Origin of the sequence: Brachybacterium tyrofermentans (genome assembly GCF_014897585.1) — a bacterium.
GTDB classification, from domain to species: domain Bacteria; phylum Actinomycetota; class Actinomycetes; order Actinomycetales; family Dermabacteraceae; genus Brachybacterium; species Brachybacterium tyrofermentans.
The window spans coordinates 15,142-33,920 of the sequence record NZ_JABUXW010000005.1 but is presented as its reverse complement, the minus strand read 5'-3'; the positions used below and the strand labels follow the sequence as shown (position 1 = coordinate 33,920).

The following is an 18,779-nucleotide window of genomic DNA, read 5'->3' as shown; positions in this document are numbered from 1 at the left end:
GTCGTCGGTGAGGTCCCGCAGGTGCAGGCTCCGCCGACGGGCTCAGTCCGTCGGCATTCGCGGCCTGTGCACGAGCGTCACCAGCACCACGGAGATCATCATCAGCAGCAGCCAGGCCACGAACTTCGTGGGCGGCACCAGTTGCCACTGGGCGGACTGGTGCGGATAGATCCAGGCGCCGGCCCAGGTGCCCACGTTCTCCGCGACCCACAGGAAGAACGCGACGCCCACGAAGGCGACCAGGATCGGCATGCGCCGGCGCGACCCGGTGCGCTGATTGCGGAAGCTCATCACGCAGCGCGCATAGAGCAGCACGACGGCCCCCACCAGCACCCAGCGCACGTCCGGCAGGTAGTGGTGGGTGAAGAAGTTCGCGTAGATCGCGGCGGCCACCAGCGCGGTCGCCCAGATCGGCGGGTACCGGGTGAAGCGCAGGTCGAACAGGCGGAACACGCGCACCATGTAGGAGCCCACGGCGGCGTACATGAACCCCGTGTAGAGCGGCACTCCCCCGATCCGCAGCAGCCCGTCGGTCTCGTACGCCCAGGAGCCCATGTGGGTCTTGAAGATCTCCATGACCGTGCCGACGACATGGAACATCACGATCACCCACAGCTCCCTGCCGCCCTCGAGCCGGAGGGCGAGCATCAGCGCCTGCACCGTGAGGGCGGCGAGCACCAGGGCGTCGCTGCGCACCAGCAGGGCATCGTCGGGGTAGACCAGGCGCGCCAGCACCAGGAGCACGAGCATCGCGGCCCCGAACACACAGGCCCACGCCTGCTTCACCGTGAACACGGCGAACTCCAGAAGCCCCCGACGCCATGGACCGGCGTCGGCCGCGAGCGCCTGCGACCGTCGGGCCGCCCAGGCGTCCAGCCGCTCCTCGAGCGGGGTGAACGCCCGAGCGGGCGCCCTGCTGCGCCGTGCGCTGCCGTCCCCGCTGACTCTCATGTCCCCTCTGACCCCTCCGGCACGACTCATGATCCGGACCCTATGCACGTCAGAACCGGCTTCGGCGGGGGCGGTGGGCAGGATCCGGGGAGGAGTTGTGCGCGTGCCCGGCCCGTTCTGCGTCGCGACACCAGCCCCAGGAGCTTGGGTGGGGACGGAGAGGAAACCTATCCTCACCCGGTGGGCCTCACCGGAGCCGCCCTCGCATCCCTTCTCTCCCCGGAGGCCTCATGACCGTCCTCGACCGCAGCGCGATCATCGCGCCGGCGAGCTTCAACCGCTGGCTCATCCCGCCGGCGGCGCTCGCCATCCATCTGTGCATCGGCCAGGTCTACGCGTTCAGCGTGTTCAAGACCCCGTTCCAGAGCCACTTCGGCGTCGGCGAGGTCGCCGTCGGCTGGATCTTCTCCCTCGCCATCGCCATGCTCGGCATCTCCTCCGCCATCGCCGGCACCTGGGTGGAGCGGGTGGGGCCGCGGATGGCGATGGTCGCCGCCGGCGGCTTCTGGGTGCTCGGCTTCCTCGTCTCGGCGATCGGCATCGCGACCGGTCAGCTGTGGCTGGTGTATCTCGGCTACGGCGTGATCGGCGGCATCGGCCTGGGCATCGGCTACATCGCCCCGGTCTCCACCCTCATGAAGTGGTTCCCCGACCGTCCCGGGCTCTCCACGGGCCTGGCGATCATGGGCTTCGGCGGCGGCGCGCTGATCGCCAGCCCGGCCTCGAACAAGCTGATGGCTCTGTTCGGCGGCGGCGTCGAACCCTCGCACCTGGTCGCGGGGCTCACCCCCACCTTCCTCACGCTCGCCGGCTGCTACCTGCTGGCGATCGCGCTGGGCGCCTATGTGATCCGCCTGCCCCACCCGGACTGGGCGCCGAAGGGCTTCGACCCCCGCAGCGCCACCGCGAAGGCGGCGCAGACGACGGGCTCGGTCTCGGCGAAGCAGGCCATCCGCACCCCGCAGTTCTGGCTGCTGTGGATCGTGCTGTTCACCAACGTCACCGCTGGCATCGGCATCCTCGAGAACGCCGCCCCGATGGTCTCGGACGGTTTCGGCATCGCCGCCGCCGCGGCCGCCGGCTTCGTGGGCCTGCTGTCCCTGGCGAACATGGCCGGGCGCTTCGTGTGGTCCACGACCTCGGACTACCTGGGACGCAAGCTCAACTACGCGCTGTACCTCAGCATCGGCGCCGTCCTGTACGTGGTCATCGCGACCGTCGGCTCCGCGTCGCTCGCGGTCTTCGTGCTCTCGGCGCTCGTGATCATCTCCTTCTACGGCGGCGGCTTCTCCACGGTCCCCGCCTACCTGAGGGACCTGTTCGGCGTGTACCAGGTCGGCGCCATCCACGGCCGGCTGCTCACGGCCTGGGCGGCCGCCGGCATCGCCGGACCGCTGCTGGTCAACAGCATCGTCGAGTCGCAGGCCGCCGCCGGTCACTCCGGCATGGACCTGTACAAGCTCTCGATGTGGCTGATGGCGGGCATCCTCGCCGTCGGCTTCGTCGCGAACCTGCTGATCCGCGCGGTCAAGCCCTCGCACTTCGAGGACGAGGCCGTGGTCGCGCAGAAGAAGGAGGCCGACCGCGCGGGCGCCCATGAGGCGATCAGCGGCAACGGCGGCGCCGAGGCGCACGCGAAGGCCGGGGCGAGTCACACGGCGGCCGCCGGAGTGCTCGCCGTGCTCGTGGTCGCCGCTCTCGCCTACGGCCTGGTCGAGACCGCGATCCGCGCCGTGGCGCTGTTCACCGCCTGATCCCGGGACGCCGAGGGGTCCGCGTCCCGACCAGTCGTTCCGCGCCACGGCTCGTGGTACCCGGCAGGCCCTGCGGCGTGCTTGTATTGCCGGACCTGCCCCGTCACCACCCGGAGGTCACCATGGGACGCGAGATCGGCACCACGGAGTACACCCGTTCCCAGCGCACCCGCTATCGCCAGGAGCTGCGTCGGAACCTCGACCTGTTCGAGACCTTCCTGGACACGGCGGAATTCGTCGACGAAGGAACCGTCGGCGTCGAGCTGGAGATGAACCTCGCCGAGGCCGACGGGATGGCGCCCGCCCTGCTGGTGGACACGATCCTGGAGGATCTGGACGACGAGGACTTCGTCCACGAGATCGGCCGGTTCAACCTCGAGGCGAACCTTCCGGTGTCCCATCCCGCCGGCACCGGGCTGCGCGATCTGGAGACCGAGCTGGGCGAGAAGATGGAGCGCGCCGATGCCGCCGCGCAGCGTCACGGCGCCCGCGTGATCCCGATCGGCCATCTCCCCACCATCACCGAGGAGCTGTTCACGGACGACGAGTGGAGGGCACCGGGCGCGCGCTACGAGGCGCTCGAGAACTCCGTGATGGTGGCCCGCGGCGAGGAGATCAACCTGCGCATCGATGGCGAGGGCCGTGGGCTGGATGCCACCTTCGACTCGATCGCCCCGGAATCCGCCTGCACGTCGATGCAGCTGCACCTCCAGGTCCCGCCCGAGCAGTTCGCCGCCGCATGGAACGCCGCCCAGGCGATCGCCGGCCCGCAGGTGGCCCTCGCCGCGAACTCGCCGTTCCTGCTGGGCAAGCGGCTCTGGCACGAGACCCGCATCCCCACGTTCGTGCAGGCCCTCGACACCCGCCCGCCCGAGCTCGCGACCCAGGGCGTGCGCCCGCGGGTGTGGTTCGGCGAACGCTGGATCACCTCGATGTTCGACCTCTTCGAGGAGAACGTGCGCCTGTTCCCGGCGCTGATCCCGGAGTCGCGGGACATGGCCGAGGAGCCGCTGCTCACCGAGGGCGCCTCCCCGCGCCTGCACGAGCTGATGCTCCACAACGGCACGGTATGGCGCTGGAACCGCCCGATCTACGATCCCGGCACCGACGTCCCCCACCTGCGCCTGGAGAACCGGATCCTGCCGGCGGGGCCGACGGCCGCGGACATGGCCGCCAACGCCGCCTTCTTCTACGGGATCCTCCACTCGCTGGTGCACGAGCGGCGCCCGCTGTGGTCGCGGATGAGCTTCGAGCAGGCCGACGAGTCCTTCCAGCAGTGCGCCCGCTGGGGCCTCGAGGCCCGGGTGCGCTGGCCGAAGGTGGGCCGCGTGCGCGTGGCCGATCTGCTGCGCGAGCAGCTGATCCCGCAGGCCATGGACGGGCTGCGGGAGCTCGGGGCCGATGCGGACGTCGCCGAGCACTACGGGAACCTCCTCATCGAGCGCACCCGCACCGGGCGCAACGGCGCGAGGTGGCAGATCGACACCGTCACCTCCCTCGAGCTGCGCGGCGCGAGCCGCCCCGAGGCGCTCGCGGAGATGACGCGGCTGTACCGGGAGGGCGTGGACTCCGGGAAGCCGGTGCACGACTGGCCGGTGCCGGCGCGCCAGCGTCGCTGAGACCCGGCACTCTGCCGGTCGAACCCTGTCGTTCGACTCCTGAGACGACGGTCTCGTATCGCGGATGCGGTCGTACTCTTCGGAGATGACCACCCCTGCCCCGAACCTCACCTCCTCGGACCGCACGCCGACGCCGACGACGACGAAGGAGGACCGCTCCGCGCGCATCGCGGTGACCGTCTTCCCGGTCCTCATCCTCGCCGCTGCCGTCTTCGCCTTCTTCGTGCCCGCCGCCGGCCAGTCGATCGCGCCGTTCACGAGCATCTTCCTCGGCGTCATCATGTTCGCGATGGGCCTGACCCTCACGATCCCCGACTTCGGGCTCGTGGCGCGCCGCCCCCTGCCGGTGCTGATCGGTGTCGTCGCCCAGTTCGTGATCATGCCGCTGGTGGGCCTGGGCGTCTCGGTGCTCCTGCAGCTCCCGCCGGAGCTCGCCGTCGGCGTGATCCTGGTGGGCTGCGCCCCGGGCGGCACCAGCTCGAACGTCATCACGTACCTCTCCAAGGCCGATACCGCGCTGTCGGTCACGATGACCTCGATCTCCACCCTGCTCGCGCCGATCTTCACCCCGCTGCTCACCCTGTGGCTGGCCGGCTCGTACCTGCCGATCGCCGCCGGTGACATGGCGATGTCGATCGTGAAGATGGTGCTGGTGCCCGTGATCGCCGGCATCGTGATCCGTCTGCTGCTGGGAAGGATCGTGGACCGCATCATGCCTGCTCTGCCCTGGGTCAGCGTCGCGGGCATCTCCCTCGTGGTCGTGGCCGTGGTCAGCGGCTCCACCGAGGCGATCGTCTCCGCCGGCGCCCTGGTGCTGCTCGCCGTGGTGCTGCACAACGGGATCGGCTATCTCGCCGGCTACTGGCTCGCCCGCCTGCTGAGGCAGGGCGAGCGCGCAGCCCGCACCACCTCGATCGAGGTCGGCATGCAGAACTCCGGTCTGGCCGCGACGCTCGCGGCGAGCGCCTTCAGCCCCGCCGCGGCCCTGCCCGGCGCGATCTTCTCGATCTGGCACAACCTCTCCGGCGCCATGTTGGCGATGTACTACCGGCGCAGCTCCGACACGCATCCGGTGGATGCCGCCTGACCTGTGCCACACCACCGTCTCCGGACGGAACGGACGAAGCCCGGCGCTCCGCTGCTGCGGAGCACCGGGCCTCGTCGGTGCTGGGTGGGGTCAGCGGGAACGCGGAGGGCCGTCACCCGGGATCTCCGCACGGGCGCTTCCCGTGCGGGCCGGCAGGCTCCCTCGACCTGTGCCGCCGTCGGCCTCGTCGGCGTCCTCGTATGGATCGCGCATGACGGGGACCTCGTCCACCGCCTCGGGTTCGACCACCACCTCGTCGGTGTCGTACTCCTCGTCGTCTTCGCGACGCTCGTACTCCTCCGGAGGCAGCACCTGCTTCCAGTTCCTGGTGCGCATCTTCGGCAGCTCGCCGGCATCCTCCTGCAGGGCTCTGTACAGCGCATACATCTGGAAGAAGCCCATGATGAAGAACGGCAGGCCGACGAGGATGATCGTCGATTGGAGCGCCTCGAGGCCGTTGGAGCCCGAGAACACCAGCAGCGTCGCGGTGATCAGTCCGATCGCCAGGCCCCAGAAGATGCGCTGGCCCAGCGGGTTGTAGTCCTCGTGGCCGTTGGCCATGGAATCCGTGACCAGTGCGGCGGAGTCCACCGAGGTCACGAAGAAGATGATCACCAGGATGATGGCGACGACGGAGACGAAGAACGCCGCCGGGTAGTGACCGAGGAAGGCGAACAGGGCGCCCGGGATGTCCCCCTGGGTGACCACCGTATCGACCAGGCCGCCCTCACCGTTGAGCTCGATGTTGAAGGCCGAGAAGCCGAAGATCCCGAACCAGACCACCGAGAAGGCGGACGGGACGGCGAGCACACCGGAGACGAACTGGCGGATCGTGCGGCCCTTGGAGATGCGGGCGATGAAGATGCCCACGAACGGCGACCAGGTGATGGTCCACGCCCAGTAGAAGACCGTCCAGGTGTTCTGCCAGCCGGTGTTCGCGAAGGTGTCGTTCCACAGGGCCAGTTCGGGCAGGTTCACGATATAGCTGCCGAAGGACTCGAAGGTGCCCTTGAGCACGAAGAGAGTGGATCCCCCGGCGACCAGCACGAACAGCAGCAGCAGCACGGCGGCGACGATGTTGATGTTCGACAGGACCTTGATGCCCTTGTCGAGTCCGAGAGACACGGAGATCAGGGCAAGACCGCACACCACGGCGATGATGATGAGCTGCCAGCCGGAGGTCTCCGGCATGCCGAACAGCTGGTTGAGCCCCCCGTTGATCTGCAGGGTGCCCAGGCCGATGGAGACGGCGATGCCGAACACGGTGCCGACGATCGCGACGATGTCGATGACCTTGCCGACCGGGCCGTGGATGCCCTCGCCGAGGATCGGCTGGAAGATCGAGCTGACGCGAGGCGGCAGGTTGCGCTTGTGGATGAAGTACGCGAAGCACAGTGCCGGGAGGGTGAAGATCGTCCAGGTGTGCAGCGTGAAGTGGTAGTAGGTGAAGTTCATGGCATCTTTGGCGGCTTCTACGGAGCCGGCCTCGATACCGAGCGAGGCGCCGCGCGGAGGGTCACCGAAATGGCTGATCGGTTCGGCGACGCCCCAGAACATGAGGATCGAGCCGATGCCGGCGGCGAACAGCATGGCGAACCAGGCGGCGCCGGAATGCTCCGGCGGCTCCTCGTCGGGGCCCAGCTTCACGCGGCCGAAGCGGCCCACGGCGATGAAGATCAGGAACGCGAGGAACATCGTCACGCCGAGGATGTAGAACCAGCCGAGGTTCGTCAGCAGCCAGTCCGATGCCACGGACACCGCGGCGTTCAGCGGCTCGGTGAAGGCGATCGTCCCGATCACGAAGGCGATGATGATCGCCGCCGATCCGAAGAAGATCACCGGCGATGTACGCAGGTGCAGCGCGTCATGCAATCGATTCAACATCGTTCTCGACTCCTCGTCGTCGTCACGCGGTGTGGTGCACGGCGTGCACCACACGGCGGCGCGTCATCTCGAGCGGCGGTACGTACGGAGAGTCTCCCACGTCACATACCTGCCGGGGGGCGATTCATTCGGTACGTCGTCCCGTGCCTGCCTGCGTGCGGAGTGAAAGGGTCCGCCCGCCGCTCTGGTCCGGCACCACTCCCCTGCGGGCGGTCGGCCACGTCCGGCTCGCGGGGACACCTCCCCATCGCGCCAGGGCCGCGCCCCCGTGTTGACTGTCCTCGCACCCATGGCAGAGGATCCTGCTCCGCCCCGGACCGAGCCCAGGAGGCCGACGATGCCCGCACCCCAGCACCTTCCGCCGGTTCCGCGCACGGCCCTCTGAGCAGATGCACCCTGCCTACGCCCTCGGACCCCGGATCCGGCGCTTCCGGCCGTCGATCCACCTCTCGCACGCCGTCCCGCTCCTGGGGTGCGGACCATCGCTGGGGATCATCTGCATCGTCAGCGGCCTGCTGATCTCGGACGTGGGGTTCGCGGGATTCGGCGTGCTGCTGCTGGTCGCCTTCCCGCCGATCATCGCGGCGCTGGCGACATTCCACTGGTCCGCCTATCTGGACCTGCACGAGAGGGGACTCGTCGTGGGGCGCTCCGTCATCGGCAGGGTGCGGCCGATGTGGTACTCCGAGATCGACCCCTCCACGATCCGGGTGTTCACCAAGATCGACGAGGTCCGGGGGCCCCACCGGTCCCAGATCCTGGCGAACTGGCACTTCACCGGCGGGGCGGATCTCGCGGTGACCTTCCTGGGCCCGCATCTCGCGACAGAGCTGGGCCCGCAGGCTCGCCGCCCCCAGCCTGGGAAGGGCATCGTGCTGTTCGGCTCGCGGGACGCCGTGGAGATCGCCGAGCAGATCCGAGCGGGGCTCGAGCGCGGAGGCTGCCCGCCTCACCTGGCACGCTGGCCACAGCGCTTCGGGATCGAGCGCGTGGAGGGTCCTCACCACCGGGCCGTACAGCAGATCCCTGGCATGGAGCCCACCTGGAAGCCGCCCTACGATGTCTGAGACCTCCGCCCTCGGCTCGAGGATCCGGCGCTGTCGACCGTCGGTGCATCTCTCGCATGCGCTCCCCTACCTGGGCTGCATCCCCGCCGTCCTCGTACTCATGTCCCTCGGGAGCGTGCTCCTCGGTGACGGCGGAGAGGTCGGGACCCTCCTCCTCGTGGCCGTGGCCTACCTGGTGTTCACCGGGTTCGTGTGCGCGGTGCAGTGGTCCGCCTACCTGGACCTGCACGAGAAGGGTCTCGTCGTGGGCCGCTCCGTCCTGGGCCGGCGCCGACCGATGCGCTACACCGAGCTCGACCCCACCACCCTCAGGGTGTTCTCCGGGATCGACACCGTGCGCGGCGGCCTCCACGCCCCGATCTGGGCGAACTGGCACATCACCGGGGGCGCCGACCTGGCGGTGACCTTCCTGGGGCCGCGCAGGGGCAGGAGACTTCCTCCGGTGCCACGGCCGCCGGCGCCCGGGAACGGCATCGTCCTGTTCGGTGCACGGGATGCCGCGCAGATCGCCGCGGAGATCCGGACGGGTCTGGAACGCGAAGGGTGCCCTCCGCACCTGGCCCGCTGGTCGGAGCAGCTCGGCATCGAGGCCCTGACGGGCACCTCCGCCGATGCCCAGGAGCAGATCCCCGGCATGCGCGCCCACCGGACGTCCTGACGCCGCGCCCTGATCCTGCGCCTGGATCTCGCGTCCTGACCCGTGTCGCGCCCGGCCGAACCGGTGCCCTCACCGGGCAGTTCTCCCCATCGCCGTCCGCTCCACGCCCGCTTACGGTGATTCCACACGCGGCGCAGGAGCTCCGCTTCCGACGACGCACCTCAACGTGCCCCCGACCCGGAGGTCATCAGCATGAACACCCCCTTTGGCATCCCGAGCACACGGCAGAGGACGAGCCGCACGCCCCTGGTCGTCGCCCTCGGCTGTGGCTGCGCGCTCCTCGCGATGCTCGTGCTCGTCGGCGGTGGAACCGGAATCTACTTCCTGGCCCAGGGGCCGGACGATGCGCCGCCGACCTCCACGCAGGAGCCGACCGACGATCCCGCCGAGGATCCGACGGGTGAGCCCACTGATGACCCTACCGATGACCCGACGCTCGAGCCCACCGCGGATCCCGCCGACGGCGCCCTCGTGACGCTGTCGGCCTCGGGCACCGGAGAAGGGACCACGCTCGACGCCGACGGGGAGAAGCTGACCTCGAAGAACGGGAAGTTCGTGGGCACCACCGTCACCATCGAAAACGAGGGAGACGAGACGATCGGCCTGGACCTCGACAACTTCCTCTTCCACGGCGACGACGGCTCGACCTATGAGTTGCGCTACGGGGCCTTCTCCACCAGTGGCCCGCAGATCGCCCCCGGGGAGACGGCCACGGCGGATGTCTACGTCGACGTCAGCGAGGACACCGTGCTGGAGTCCGTGAGCTACTCCGACCCCGTCGGCACCGGCGGCGAAGCCATCGAGCTCCCGCTCACCTGAACCTCGGCCGGGGGAACGGCACGGATCACGAGCGTCGCGAAGACCGCGATCGTCGCGGCCACCGCGAGCACCGTCACCCCGGCCACCAGCGGTTCGCTGCGCAGCAGCTGCGGGATCAGGCGCGTCGGCACCAGAGCCGCGAAGGCGAAGGCTGTGAGGGTGCCGAGGTAGGAACCGACCATGAAGCCGCGATGGGTGGGGACGTTCCCCCGGCGGATCGCGGCGATCGCGAGCACCATGCACAGCAGCGTCCAGAGCGACAGCCCGTGCAGCCAGGAGAAGCCGTCCGGCATGATGCCGAAGCTCGAACCGCACACGACCAGCATCGCCACCACCCAGGTGGTGCCGAGCATCCGGTGGGCCCGGTCGCGCCGCCGTCGCAGGATCTGCAGCGGACCCAGCAGGAGCACGTACAGGGCCGCGAGGGCATGCACGAAGATGACCGATGTGAAGGCGTCCATGGCACGCACGATAGTGTGACTATCCATAGCGGCGCCATCAAGATAGTCACCGGTCGTCGCGCTATCCAGACGTCGCACCATCCAGAACGACGGAAGTGCACGGATGCACGGACGCACCTGTGCGCCGGTGCACGAGAGGGGGCCCGGATGCTGCTGCATGAGCTGTCGGTCGCGAGCGGATGCAGCGCGGCCTCGATCAAGTACTACCGACGCGAGGGGTTGCTGCCCGCCGGCGAGCGCCTCACCGCCACTCGGCAGGAGTACGGGCCGGCTCATCTGGAGCGGCTCCAGCTGATCCAGGTCCTGCGGGAGATCGCCGACGCCCCGATAGCGCGGATCCGCCGTCTCACCCAGCTGCTCGATGATCCGGAGGCGCCCGTGATCCGCGCGCTCGAGGAGGCCCAGGCGATCGCGCTGGGTGCCGCTCCGGGCGCCGCGGAGGCGGAGGGCGACGAGGCCGGGTCGGCGAGGCCGGAGCATCCGTCGGTCGCGACGCTCCTGGACCGGCTGGACTGGCCGGACGTCGACTCGGTGCCGCGCCGCGCGCTGGATGACCTGCTGCACACGCTCGAGGGCTGGGAGATGCCCGCCGATCCGGACACCCTGCAGCGCTATGCGGTGCCGATGGCGGCGATCGCGCGCAGGGAGGTGGACTTCCTCCGCGACGGGGACGGGGGCGGGGACGAGGACGCCCCTCCCCCGTCGGACGACGTCATCGTGCTGCGCGCGGTGGCCGGCACGATCGCGTTCGACCGATTGGTCCAGGTGCTGCGCGCCCTCGGGCACACGTCGCTGAGTGTGCAGGCCAGCGCGACTCCCAGCGAATGACCAGCGCCAACGCAGAGCTTTTTCCGGGAGGGCGTGTGTACTCGTCTCAACGCGTCACCGGAGGAACCGCCGACTGAGGAGGAAGCGGAACTCCAGTATTCCGGGGACGCGGGGGAAAGGGATGGCCCCGGCTCGTGGGGACGAGCCGGGGCACTTTCTCGTCCGGGCCCATCGCCCGACGCACAGGCTCACCGCCCGCACCGCTCAGCGTCGTTCGGCGCCGTCCCGCCCCGCTCAGCGTCGTTCGGCTTCGTTCAGTGCTTCGCAGAGCGACTCAGTGCCGCAGATCGATCCCGAACACACGGCGGATCTGCGCCACGGCGTGCCGGGTGAAGCGACGATCCGAGGGCGTCGAGGCGAAGGGCACCAGCAGACCGGGGTGATCCGGATGCGTCACCCGTCCATGGGTCGACCCGGGGGTGACCACGAAGCCCGCAGACTCCATCCGTCGCAGCAGCTCGCGGCGCGAGGTGGGGTGCCGGGTTCCCTTCCCGCCACGAGCGCTCGGCCCGGCGGCGTCCTCGGCGATGTCGAGTGCCGGCTCGTAGTCGTCGGGGCGCACCGAGAGCGCGTACCGCGCGGAGAAGGCACCGATCACGGCGTTGTCCGCCCGTCGCACCTGCACCACGAGGGGGCCGCGCAGGAAGTGGTCGCTCGCGCCGGCGTCCGCCGTCCAGGCATCCTCCGGATCGGCGACGACCTCCACGATCTGCGCGGTGGTCAGGCCGGCGATGCCCACGGCGCGGATCTCCTCGTCGATGACCCGCAACGGGCGAGGCAGCGGGCGGGGATCCTCGGGGGCGAGGGTATGCACGGCGTCCGGCGGCGGGGCCGCGGGCGACCGGGGCGGGTCGAGGCGCCGGGTCCCACGATGCGGCAGAACGTCGGACGGAGACCCCTGCGGCTCAGATCGCCGAGACTGTCCAGATCGCTCCGCCGGTTCCGAGGGCCCCGAGGATCCGGAGCGGCCAGTGCGGCCTGGGGACGGTTCGGAGACGGGCGGAGAGGAGCGCCGGCCGGTGGCGGTCCAATCGACGGGACGCACCGAACGCGCAGGGTCGGTGCGCCCGCCCAGGAGGCGGGGCGTCGGCGGGCCCGGGGTCGACGAGGCCGACGGGGCCGACGGGGCGGGAGGGGCTGAGGGGGTCGAGGTCTCGGCTCGAGCGGCCTGCTGACGATCCGCGCGGGCCCGAGGGGCCGGCATGCGCTTCTTCGTCGAGCCCATCGCTCCTCCTGTTCCGTCCCCGTCGTTCCGTCAGCCGTCTGCGCGGCTCATTCTCCGGTCATGCCCCGGCCGCGTCCCGGGGTGTCCGCGAACCGCCCTCAGACAGTCCCCGGACCGTCCTCGGGCAGTCCCCGGGCCGTCCGCTGAGTGCCCTCGATGGTGTCACGTGCCAGGGACGTCCAGTACCTTTGCGGCCGTCCGTATCGCTCCATCCGTGAGGTCCTGCGTGTCCAACAGCGCCACCACTCGTCGTCCGTCCCGCGTTCGTCTCGCCGGGGCCCTGTTCGCGATCGCCGCGCTCGCGGCGGGCTGCAGCGATGCCGGGGACCCCGAGCAGGCCGACGCCCCCGCCGCCTCCGAGGCCTCCGATGCGGGCGGCTCCTCCGCCGCCGGCGCGTCCGACGGCGGCACCTCGCAGGAGGGTGCCGCATCCGACGGCGGCGGCGAGGACGCGGTGGTCACGGGCAGCTCCGACGGCGGCGGCAAGTCCTCGGCCGCCGTGCCCCAGGAGCCGTTCGCGGTGACGCCGGCGCCGGACGGCTTCGAGCCGCCGGATCCCTGCTCCGGCGAGGGCGCCTACTTCGCCGAGGTGGGTGGCGGCGCCGCGTCCCCTGATCTCCCGAAGCGCGGCGGCGAGACCCTCGCGATCGAGGCCACGGGCATCTCGGGCGACAGCGCCCAGCTCACCGCGACCCTCGGCGAGGGGAAGCCCCGCCCGATCGAGGACATCACGCTCGGGGAGACGGCCACCCTGGAGGGATGGACCATCTCGGTGACGAGCGTCTGCCAGGAGACCGATCAGGTCGAGTTCGACCTCATCAACTGAGGTCACCGGGCGCTGGGGGCAGTCGGCGCCGAGAGGCCGACCACGGGGACACGGGACGAGCGGACGACAGACGACTGGACAACGGGACAACGGGCTAGGGGCCCGGTCGTCCCGCTCCCTGCGGCACGGCATGATGGGACGATGACCTCCCCGCACCGCTTCGACCTCGACGCCATCGGGGCCGGCCTCCCCGTCGCGGAGGCCCGTGCGGAGCTCGAGGCGGCCGCCCGCACCGGCGCGATGGTGGTCACCGCGCCGCCGGGCACCGGGAAGACGACCCTCGTGCCGCCCCTGGTCGCGAACCTCGCCGAGGGTCTCACCCTGGTCACGCAGCCGCGACGCGTCGCCGTGCGCGCAGCTGCCCGCCGCGTCGCAGGCCTGGAAGGCACCGAGCTGGGCGGACCGGTCGGCTTCACGGTGCGAGGGCAGCGACAGGTGGGCCGCTCGACCCGCCTGGAGATGATCACCCCCGGGGTGCTGCTGCGTCGTCTGCTCGCCGATCCCGCCCTGCCGGGCGTCTCCGCGGTGGTGCTCGACGAGGTCCACGAGCGCTCGCTGGAGACGGACCTGCTGCTGGGGATGCTCGCCGAGGTGCGCCAGCTGCGCGAGGACCTGCTGGTCGGAGCGATGTCCGCGACCCTCGACGCGGGAGCGGTCTCCGCCCTGCTCGACGGCGCACCGATCGTGGACGTGCCCAGCGCGCTCCATCCCCTCGCGGTGGACTACGCCCCCTCCCCCACCCCGCGCCTCGATGCCCGCGGCATCACCCGCGAGTACCTCGACCATCTCGCCCGGACCGCGGCCCGTGCCCAGCGGGAGGCGGGCTGCGACGCCCTGGTGTTCGTGCCCGGGGCCCGCGAGGTCGACGAGGTCGTCGCCCGCCTGCAGGGGCTGGTGGGCGGCGTGGCCGGAGGCCGCGACGGAACCGGCGGCCGCGAGGGAACCAGCAGCCAGGACGTCGAGGTGCTCGCCCTCCACGGCCGTCTCCCCGCCGCCCAGCAGGACCGGGCGACCGGCGGGCGCCGGCCCGGCGAGAGTCCGCGGATCGTGGTGTCGACCTCGATCGCGGAGAGCTCGCTGACCGTGCCGGGCGTGCACCTGGTGGTCGACGCGGGGCTGTCCCGCGAGGTGCGACGGGATCGCGGCCGGGACATGTCGGGCCTGGTCACGGTCAGCGCCTCGCGCGCCGCGGCGGACCAGCGCGCCGGCCGCGCCGCGCGTCAGGGTCCTGGCCGGGCGGTGCGGGTGTTCGCGCCCTCGGATCTCGCCGGGATGCCCGCCCAGTCGGCCCCGGACATCACGAGCGTCGACCTCACCGACGCGGCCCTGTGGCTCGCCTGCTGGGGAACCCCGCGGGGCGAGGGCCTGGCCCTGCTCACACCCCCTCCCCGCGCCGAGATCACCGCCGCCGACCGGACCTTGCGCGCCCTGTCCCTGGTCGACGACGCGGGCCTGCCCACGGAGTCCGGGACCCGCGTGGCGCGCATGCCGATCGGGGTGCGCGAGGCCCGCGCCCTCGTCGACGGCGCCCGCGGACTGCCCGGCCGTGACGGTGCCCGCCGCGCCGCGGAGGTCGTCGCCGCGGTCTCCGACGATCATCGTCCCGTCGGCGCCGATCTGCCCCGTCTGCTGCAGGATCTCCGCGCCGGCCGGGCCCCTGGGACGGAGCGCTGGGCCCGGGAGCGGGACCGCCTGGCCCGCATCGCCCGCGACGCCGTCGGCGGCCAGGCTGTCGGGGCGAGGCGCGTGACCTCCCCGGACGCCGCCGAGCAGGCGGGCGCGATCCTCGCCCTGGCCCGACCCGAGCGCATCGCCCGGCGCACGGCTGACGGCTCCCGCTCGTACCTGCTCGCCTCGGGCACCCGGGCCGCTCTCCCGGAGAACAGCGGACTCCTGGGAGCGGGCTGGCTCGCGGTCTGGGAGGTGCAGCGGGCCGATGGTCGTGCGGCCGACGGCACCGGCGCCGTGATCCGCACGGCCTCCCCGCTGTCCGAGGAGGATGCCTTCCTGGCCGGAGCGGAGCTGCTGGCCGACGAACGCACCGCCGTGCTGGAGAACGGGACCGTGCGGGCGAGGGAGCGGCGCGCGCTCGGGGCGATCGAGCTGGCCTCGACCCCTGTCCGTGCGACGACGCAGGATACCGCGCCGGCGGTGCTCGCCCATGTGCGGTCCCGCGGGCTGGCCGCGCTGTCGGCGAACGACGCGGCACGGTCGCTGCGGGCCCGCCTGGCCCTGGTGCGCCGCGAGCTCGGGGACCCGTGGCCCGCGATGGATGAGGATTCGCTGCTCGCGACCCTGGAGACGTGGCTGGCGCCGCAGCTCTCCGCGCGCACCACCCAGCTGTCCTCCGTCGACGTGACCGGCGGGCTGCGCCACCTGCTGCCCTGGCCCGAGGCCTCCGAACTCGATGCCCTGGTGCCTCAGCGCCTCGCGGTGCCGTCGGGCTCGAGCGCACGCATCGACTATCCGGAGCCAGATGCCGAGGACGGCCGCCCCGTGGTCGCCGTGAAGCTGCAGGAGCTGTTCGGGTTCGCCGAGACCCCGCGCCTGGTGCGAGGCCGGGTGCCGGTGCTGTTCCACCTGCTCTCTCCCGCTCGGCAACCGCTCGCGATCACCGATGACCTGCGATCCTTCTGGGACGGCCCCTACCAGGATGTGCGCAAGCAGATGCGCGGCCGCTACCCCAAGCACCCCTGGCCGGAGGATCCGTGGACCGCGCCGGCCACCTCCCGCACGAAGCGGGCGATGGGGCGCGCATAGGATCCGTCCATGCGCTCACTGTCGACCGTTCCGCGTGCTGCCCAGCATCTCGCCGTCGTGTGCATGGCGATGCTGGCCGTCGGCTGCGGCGGCTTGCGGGGCGAAGAGGTCACCGTGAGCCTCTACTCCGGCTTGGAGAGTCCAACGATCCGCGTGGATCGGGACACCTACTCGAGCATCGTGGAGTGTCTGCAGAAGGCCGACGACGATCCGTCGGCGGCGCCCACGGGCATGGGGATCCCAGCGTTCTTGATCGAGGCCGACGAGGTCAGCTACGTCATCGAGCACTCCCAGACGCTGCGTGACGGCGAGGTTGTCATCATCGGGTGCGAGGACTCCTTCGCCCAGCTCCGCAGCGAGGCAGAGGGTCAGCTCGAGGAACGGGAACTGGGGTACCTCGACGAGGCGAGCTGACTCTCAGCTGGCGGCCGTCCCCTGCGTGGCGGTGATCACCGCGGCCATGTCGTCGATGATCTGCCGGACCGCCGCCGTCGCCGGGCTGTCGACGTGCAGCTCTGTGATCGTGCGGTCGAGCTCCCGCCTGCTCACGCCCGGGATGTCGTTCTTGAGGATGCGGTGTGCGATCTTGAGGGCGCGCAGCATCTCGAGCAGGATCGCGTCCTGCAGACTCCTGCGTGCCGGATCGGTGAGCGCGGCGACCAGTCGGGTACGCAGCTCCTCCTCGGTCGAGGAGTCCTGGGTGGGCCAGCTGGTCAGGAACCAGCCGTCCTTGCGCTCGATCGCGCCGGCGGCGGCCCAGCCCACTCCGATCACCTCGGTGAGGTCCATCCAGCGGTGGCCGATCACGGACTTGATCCGCTTGCCGTCGAGCTCGGTGAGGGCGCCGAGAGCCTGGTCGAGCTCGGCGATGTCGAGGGAGGCGGTGTCGACCACCTCGACGTGCGGGTTCCGACCCTCGTCCAGGGAGACCTTCTCCCGCAGGGTGAGCTCGACGACGGCTGCCGCCGCGAGCGCCTGCTTCCGGAACTGTGTGGAGTCCTGGCGGCCGGCGTCGTTGGTCAGCAGCAGGAAGAGCTCTGCGGGGATCGTCGAGGTCGTCATCGCTCCAGTGTGGCCGCGGGCGCCCTCCGAGTGGCATCCGCCGATCGTCGAGGGCCACCCCACCCTCGGGCAGGGTCCAGGCGGCCCTGGCACCATGGATCCCATGCGCCTGCTCTCCACCCCCTCCCGTCTCTACCGCGTGCTCGCCTTCGCAGAGATGGTCACCTGGACCCTGCTGATCGTGGGCATGCTCCTGAAGTACGTGCTGGACGTGACCGATGTGCTGGTGCGCATCGGCGGCGGTCTGCACGGTTTCACCTTCCTCTGCTATCTCGTGGTGACGGTGCTGGTCGCGATCGATCAGCGCTGGAGGCTGCGGGATGTGGTGCTCGGCATCGGCTCTGCGGTGATCCCGTTCATGACGGTCCCCTTCGAGCGCTCGGCGATGCGCCGCGGTCTGCTCGGCGACTCCTGGCGGCTGCGTGCAGAGCCGGGACGAAACGGGCTGGAGAAGGTCGTCTCCCTCGCGCTGCGCCGCCCGATCCCGGCCGGGCTGATCGCGATCGTCGCGGTAGCGATCGTGTTCTCCGTGCTGCTGTCGCTGGGCCCGCCCACGCAGTGGTTCTCCTGACCCTGAGCAGCCGCTTCTGATCCGGAGCACGCTCGTCTGATCCGGAGTGCCGTCTCCTGATCCGGGGCGCTCTCAGCGTCTCCGGCGCGGCGGGATGATCGGATCGATCCGCACCATCTCGCCGCCGCGCAGGTGGAGCCTGCTGATCTCCACCACCGGGGTGCGGGGCGCCAGGCGCGGCACGCGCGGCTGATCGGGCTCCGGGGGCAGCGCCTCTCCGAAGCACACGCCGCAGTCCTGCACGGCGAGCGCCTGCGACCGCCGCGCCTCCCACATCACCTGGGCCTCCTGCGAGGCTCGGATCCACGGGCCGCCGAGGGGCCTGCAGGGCCCCTCGCCGTCGCGTCCGTGCAGCGGGCACTGCGCGGGCCGGGCCGTGACCAGCAGCTCGATACCCTCCAGGGCCGGCACCCGCGGATCGGAGCCGGTGGGGATCACGTCCAGCCCGGCCGGCCCGATCCGCAGCACCGCCGCCTGGCCGTGCTCCACCGCGATCAGCAGCGCCCGCTCGAGCGCCTGGTCCGGATGCGCGGCCAGCAGATCCTCCCGCACGGCGGCGGCCGGTTCGAACCAGTCACGGCGAGGGCCGACGAGAGCGCCGAGCGCCACCGGCCCGCCCCGGCGACGCAGAGCCCCGGCGACCACGGGCCGACGGAACCAGGTGCGCGTGGGCGGCTGCGGCGACCGCGGACGCCCGTCGACCGGGGCCCCGGCGAGCGCGCCCTCCCGGCTGGGCCGCGCCGGGCCATCCGCCGGCCGCACTCGTACCTCGAAGGGGCTCTCGCGCCCGCTGACATCGGCGACGACCATGCCATCGGGGGCGAGCGTGGGCAGCACGGGCCCGAGCGCCGGCAGCACCAGCCAGGTGTGCTCGAGCTCGAGCGGCGGCCTGGCCTGCAGCGTCGAGCGAACCGTCTCCACCGAGGGCGGGGTCGTGGGCTGCCTCCGCCGGAAGGCGACCTCGTCGGCGGCATCCGCGGCGTGCACAGAGTCGGCAGCGTCCATGGCGTGTGCGGCATCGGCGGCGTGCACTGCGCCGGCAGTGTGTGCGACATCGCCGGCGTCGCGCAGCAGCTGCGGGTCCGCGGACGCGGTGATCGGGCCGACGCCCGGCAGGTCCAGCTCGATCAGCTGGTCGCGCCAGGTGGCGGCAGGGGCAGCGGTCTCGTCCTCATGGTGCATTGATCGGCCTTCCGACGTGGCCCGT

At 71.3% G+C, this 18,779-nt stretch carries 17 protein-coding genes; 11 read left to right on the top strand and 6 right to left on the bottom strand.

The window, feature by feature from the left end:
* Nucleotides 1–42: 42 nt before the first annotated feature.
* Complete coding sequence (locus tag INT49_RS04705; RefSeq protein WP_193116572.1) at nucleotides 43–951, bottom strand: DUF817 domain-containing protein; 909 nt, start codon at nucleotides 949–951, stop codon at nucleotides 43–45.
* Between the two features lie 230 nt (nucleotides 952–1,181).
* Here INT49_RS04705 and INT49_RS04700 point away from each other — a divergent pair, with 230 nt between their 5' ends.
* From INT49_RS04700 to INT49_RS04690, 3 genes are all read left to right on the top strand, one after another.
* Nucleotides 1,182–2,705 (top strand): OFA family MFS transporter, encoded by a 1,524-nt coding sequence (locus tag INT49_RS04700; protein ID WP_193116571.1) that lies wholly within the window; start codon nucleotides 1,182–1,184, stop codon nucleotides 2,703–2,705.
* 122 nt (nucleotides 2,706–2,827) lie between these two features.
* Nucleotides 2,828–4,324 (top strand): glutamate--cysteine ligase, encoded by a 1,497-nt coding sequence (locus INT49_RS04695; RefSeq protein WP_193116570.1) that lies wholly within the window; start codon nucleotides 2,828–2,830, stop codon nucleotides 4,322–4,324.
* Nucleotides 4,325–4,409: 85 nt separating this feature from the next.
* Nucleotides 4,410–5,411 (top strand): bile acid:sodium symporter family protein, encoded by a 1,002-nt coding sequence (locus INT49_RS04690; RefSeq protein WP_193116569.1) that lies wholly within the window; start codon nucleotides 4,410–4,412, stop codon nucleotides 5,409–5,411.
* A 90-nt stretch (nucleotides 5,412–5,501) separates the two neighbouring features.
* On the opposite strand, the gene INT49_RS04685 is transcribed toward INT49_RS04690, so the two are convergent.
* On the bottom strand, nucleotides 5,502–7,295 hold the full coding sequence (locus INT49_RS04685) for a BCCT family transporter (RefSeq protein WP_193116568.1): 1,794 nt from the start codon (nucleotides 7,293–7,295) through the stop codon (nucleotides 5,502–5,504).
* Between the two features lie 389 nt (nucleotides 7,296–7,684).
* Between INT49_RS04685 and INT49_RS04680 the strand changes: the two genes are divergently transcribed.
* The 3 genes from INT49_RS04680 to INT49_RS04670 all read left to right on the top strand — a co-directional run bounded on the left by INT49_RS04680 (nucleotide 7,685) and on the right by INT49_RS04670 (nucleotide 9,839).
* Complete coding sequence (locus INT49_RS04680) at nucleotides 7,685–8,362, top strand: hypothetical protein (RefSeq protein WP_193116567.1); 678 nt, start codon at nucleotides 7,685–7,687, stop codon at nucleotides 8,360–8,362.
* Nucleotides 8,355–9,020 (top strand): hypothetical protein, encoded by a 666-nt coding sequence (locus INT49_RS04675; RefSeq protein ID WP_193116566.1) that lies wholly within the window; start codon nucleotides 8,355–8,357, stop codon nucleotides 9,018–9,020. The genes INT49_RS04680 and INT49_RS04675 overlap by 8 nt, the downstream gene beginning before the upstream one ends.
* Nucleotides 9,021–9,212: 192 nt before the next feature.
* The gene (locus INT49_RS04670) at nucleotides 9,213–9,839 is read left to right on the top strand and encodes a DUF4352 domain-containing protein (protein WP_193116565.1); all 627 of its coding nucleotides are present in this window, start codon (nucleotides 9,213–9,215) and stop codon (nucleotides 9,837–9,839) included.
* On the opposite strand, the gene INT49_RS04665 is transcribed toward INT49_RS04670, so the two are convergent.
* A complete protein-coding gene (locus tag INT49_RS04665) occupies nucleotides 9,785–10,300 on the bottom strand; it encodes a DUF2306 domain-containing protein (protein ID WP_193116564.1) in 516 nt (171 codons plus the stop codon). The genes INT49_RS04670 and INT49_RS04665 overlap by 55 nt on opposite strands.
* Before the next feature lie 147 nt (nucleotides 10,301–10,447).
* Here INT49_RS04665 and INT49_RS04660 point away from each other — a divergent pair, with 147 nt between their 5' ends.
* Entirely contained in the window at nucleotides 10,448–11,128 is a 681-nt protein-coding gene (locus INT49_RS04660) for a MerR family transcriptional regulator (protein ID WP_193116563.1), read from the top strand.
* Nucleotides 11,129–11,402: 274 nt separating this feature from the next.
* Here INT49_RS04660 and INT49_RS04655 read toward each other — a convergent pair whose 3' ends face one another.
* Nucleotides 11,403–11,942 carry a type II toxin-antitoxin system HicA family toxin gene (locus INT49_RS04655; RefSeq protein WP_226849749.1) on the bottom strand — a complete coding sequence of 180 codons (540 nt, stop codon included), beginning with the start codon at nucleotides 11,940–11,942 and terminating at the stop codon, nucleotides 11,403–11,405.
* A gap of 637 nt (nucleotides 11,943–12,579) precedes the next feature.
* Between INT49_RS04655 and INT49_RS04650 the strand changes: the two genes are divergently transcribed.
* From INT49_RS04650 to INT49_RS04640, 3 genes are all read left to right on the top strand, one after another.
* Complete coding sequence (locus tag INT49_RS04650) at nucleotides 12,580–13,179, top strand: hypothetical protein (protein ID WP_193116562.1); 600 nt, start codon at nucleotides 12,580–12,582, stop codon at nucleotides 13,177–13,179.
* 141 nt (nucleotides 13,180–13,320) lie between these two features.
* Nucleotides 13,321–15,939 carry an ATP-dependent helicase HrpB gene (gene hrpB, locus INT49_RS04645; RefSeq protein ID WP_193116561.1) on the top strand — a complete coding sequence of 873 codons (2,619 nt, stop codon included), beginning with the start codon at nucleotides 13,321–13,323 and terminating at the stop codon, nucleotides 15,937–15,939.
* A 9-nt stretch (nucleotides 15,940–15,948) separates the two neighbouring features.
* Nucleotides 15,949–16,353, top strand: coding sequence for a hypothetical protein (locus tag INT49_RS04640; protein ID WP_193116560.1), 405 nt, complete (start codon nucleotides 15,949–15,951; stop codon nucleotides 16,351–16,353).
* A gap of 3 nt (nucleotides 16,354–16,356) precedes the next feature.
* On the opposite strand, the gene INT49_RS04635 is transcribed toward INT49_RS04640, so the two are convergent.
* The gene (locus tag INT49_RS04635; RefSeq protein WP_193116559.1) at nucleotides 16,357–17,001 is read right to left on the bottom strand and encodes a GOLPH3/VPS74 family protein; all 645 of its coding nucleotides are present in this window, start codon (nucleotides 16,999–17,001) and stop codon (nucleotides 16,357–16,359) included.
* Between the two features lie 103 nt (nucleotides 17,002–17,104).
* Between INT49_RS04635 and INT49_RS04630 the strand changes: the two genes are divergently transcribed.
* Complete coding sequence (locus INT49_RS04630) at nucleotides 17,105–17,572, top strand: DUF3817 domain-containing protein (RefSeq protein ID WP_193116558.1); 468 nt, start codon at nucleotides 17,105–17,107, stop codon at nucleotides 17,570–17,572.
* A 72-nt stretch (nucleotides 17,573–17,644) separates the two neighbouring features.
* On the opposite strand, the gene INT49_RS04625 is transcribed toward INT49_RS04630, so the two are convergent.
* Nucleotides 17,645–18,754 (bottom strand): hypothetical protein, encoded by a 1,110-nt coding sequence (locus INT49_RS04625; protein ID WP_193116557.1) that lies wholly within the window; start codon nucleotides 18,752–18,754, stop codon nucleotides 17,645–17,647.
* Between the last annotated feature and the right edge of the window lie 25 nt (nucleotides 18,755–18,779).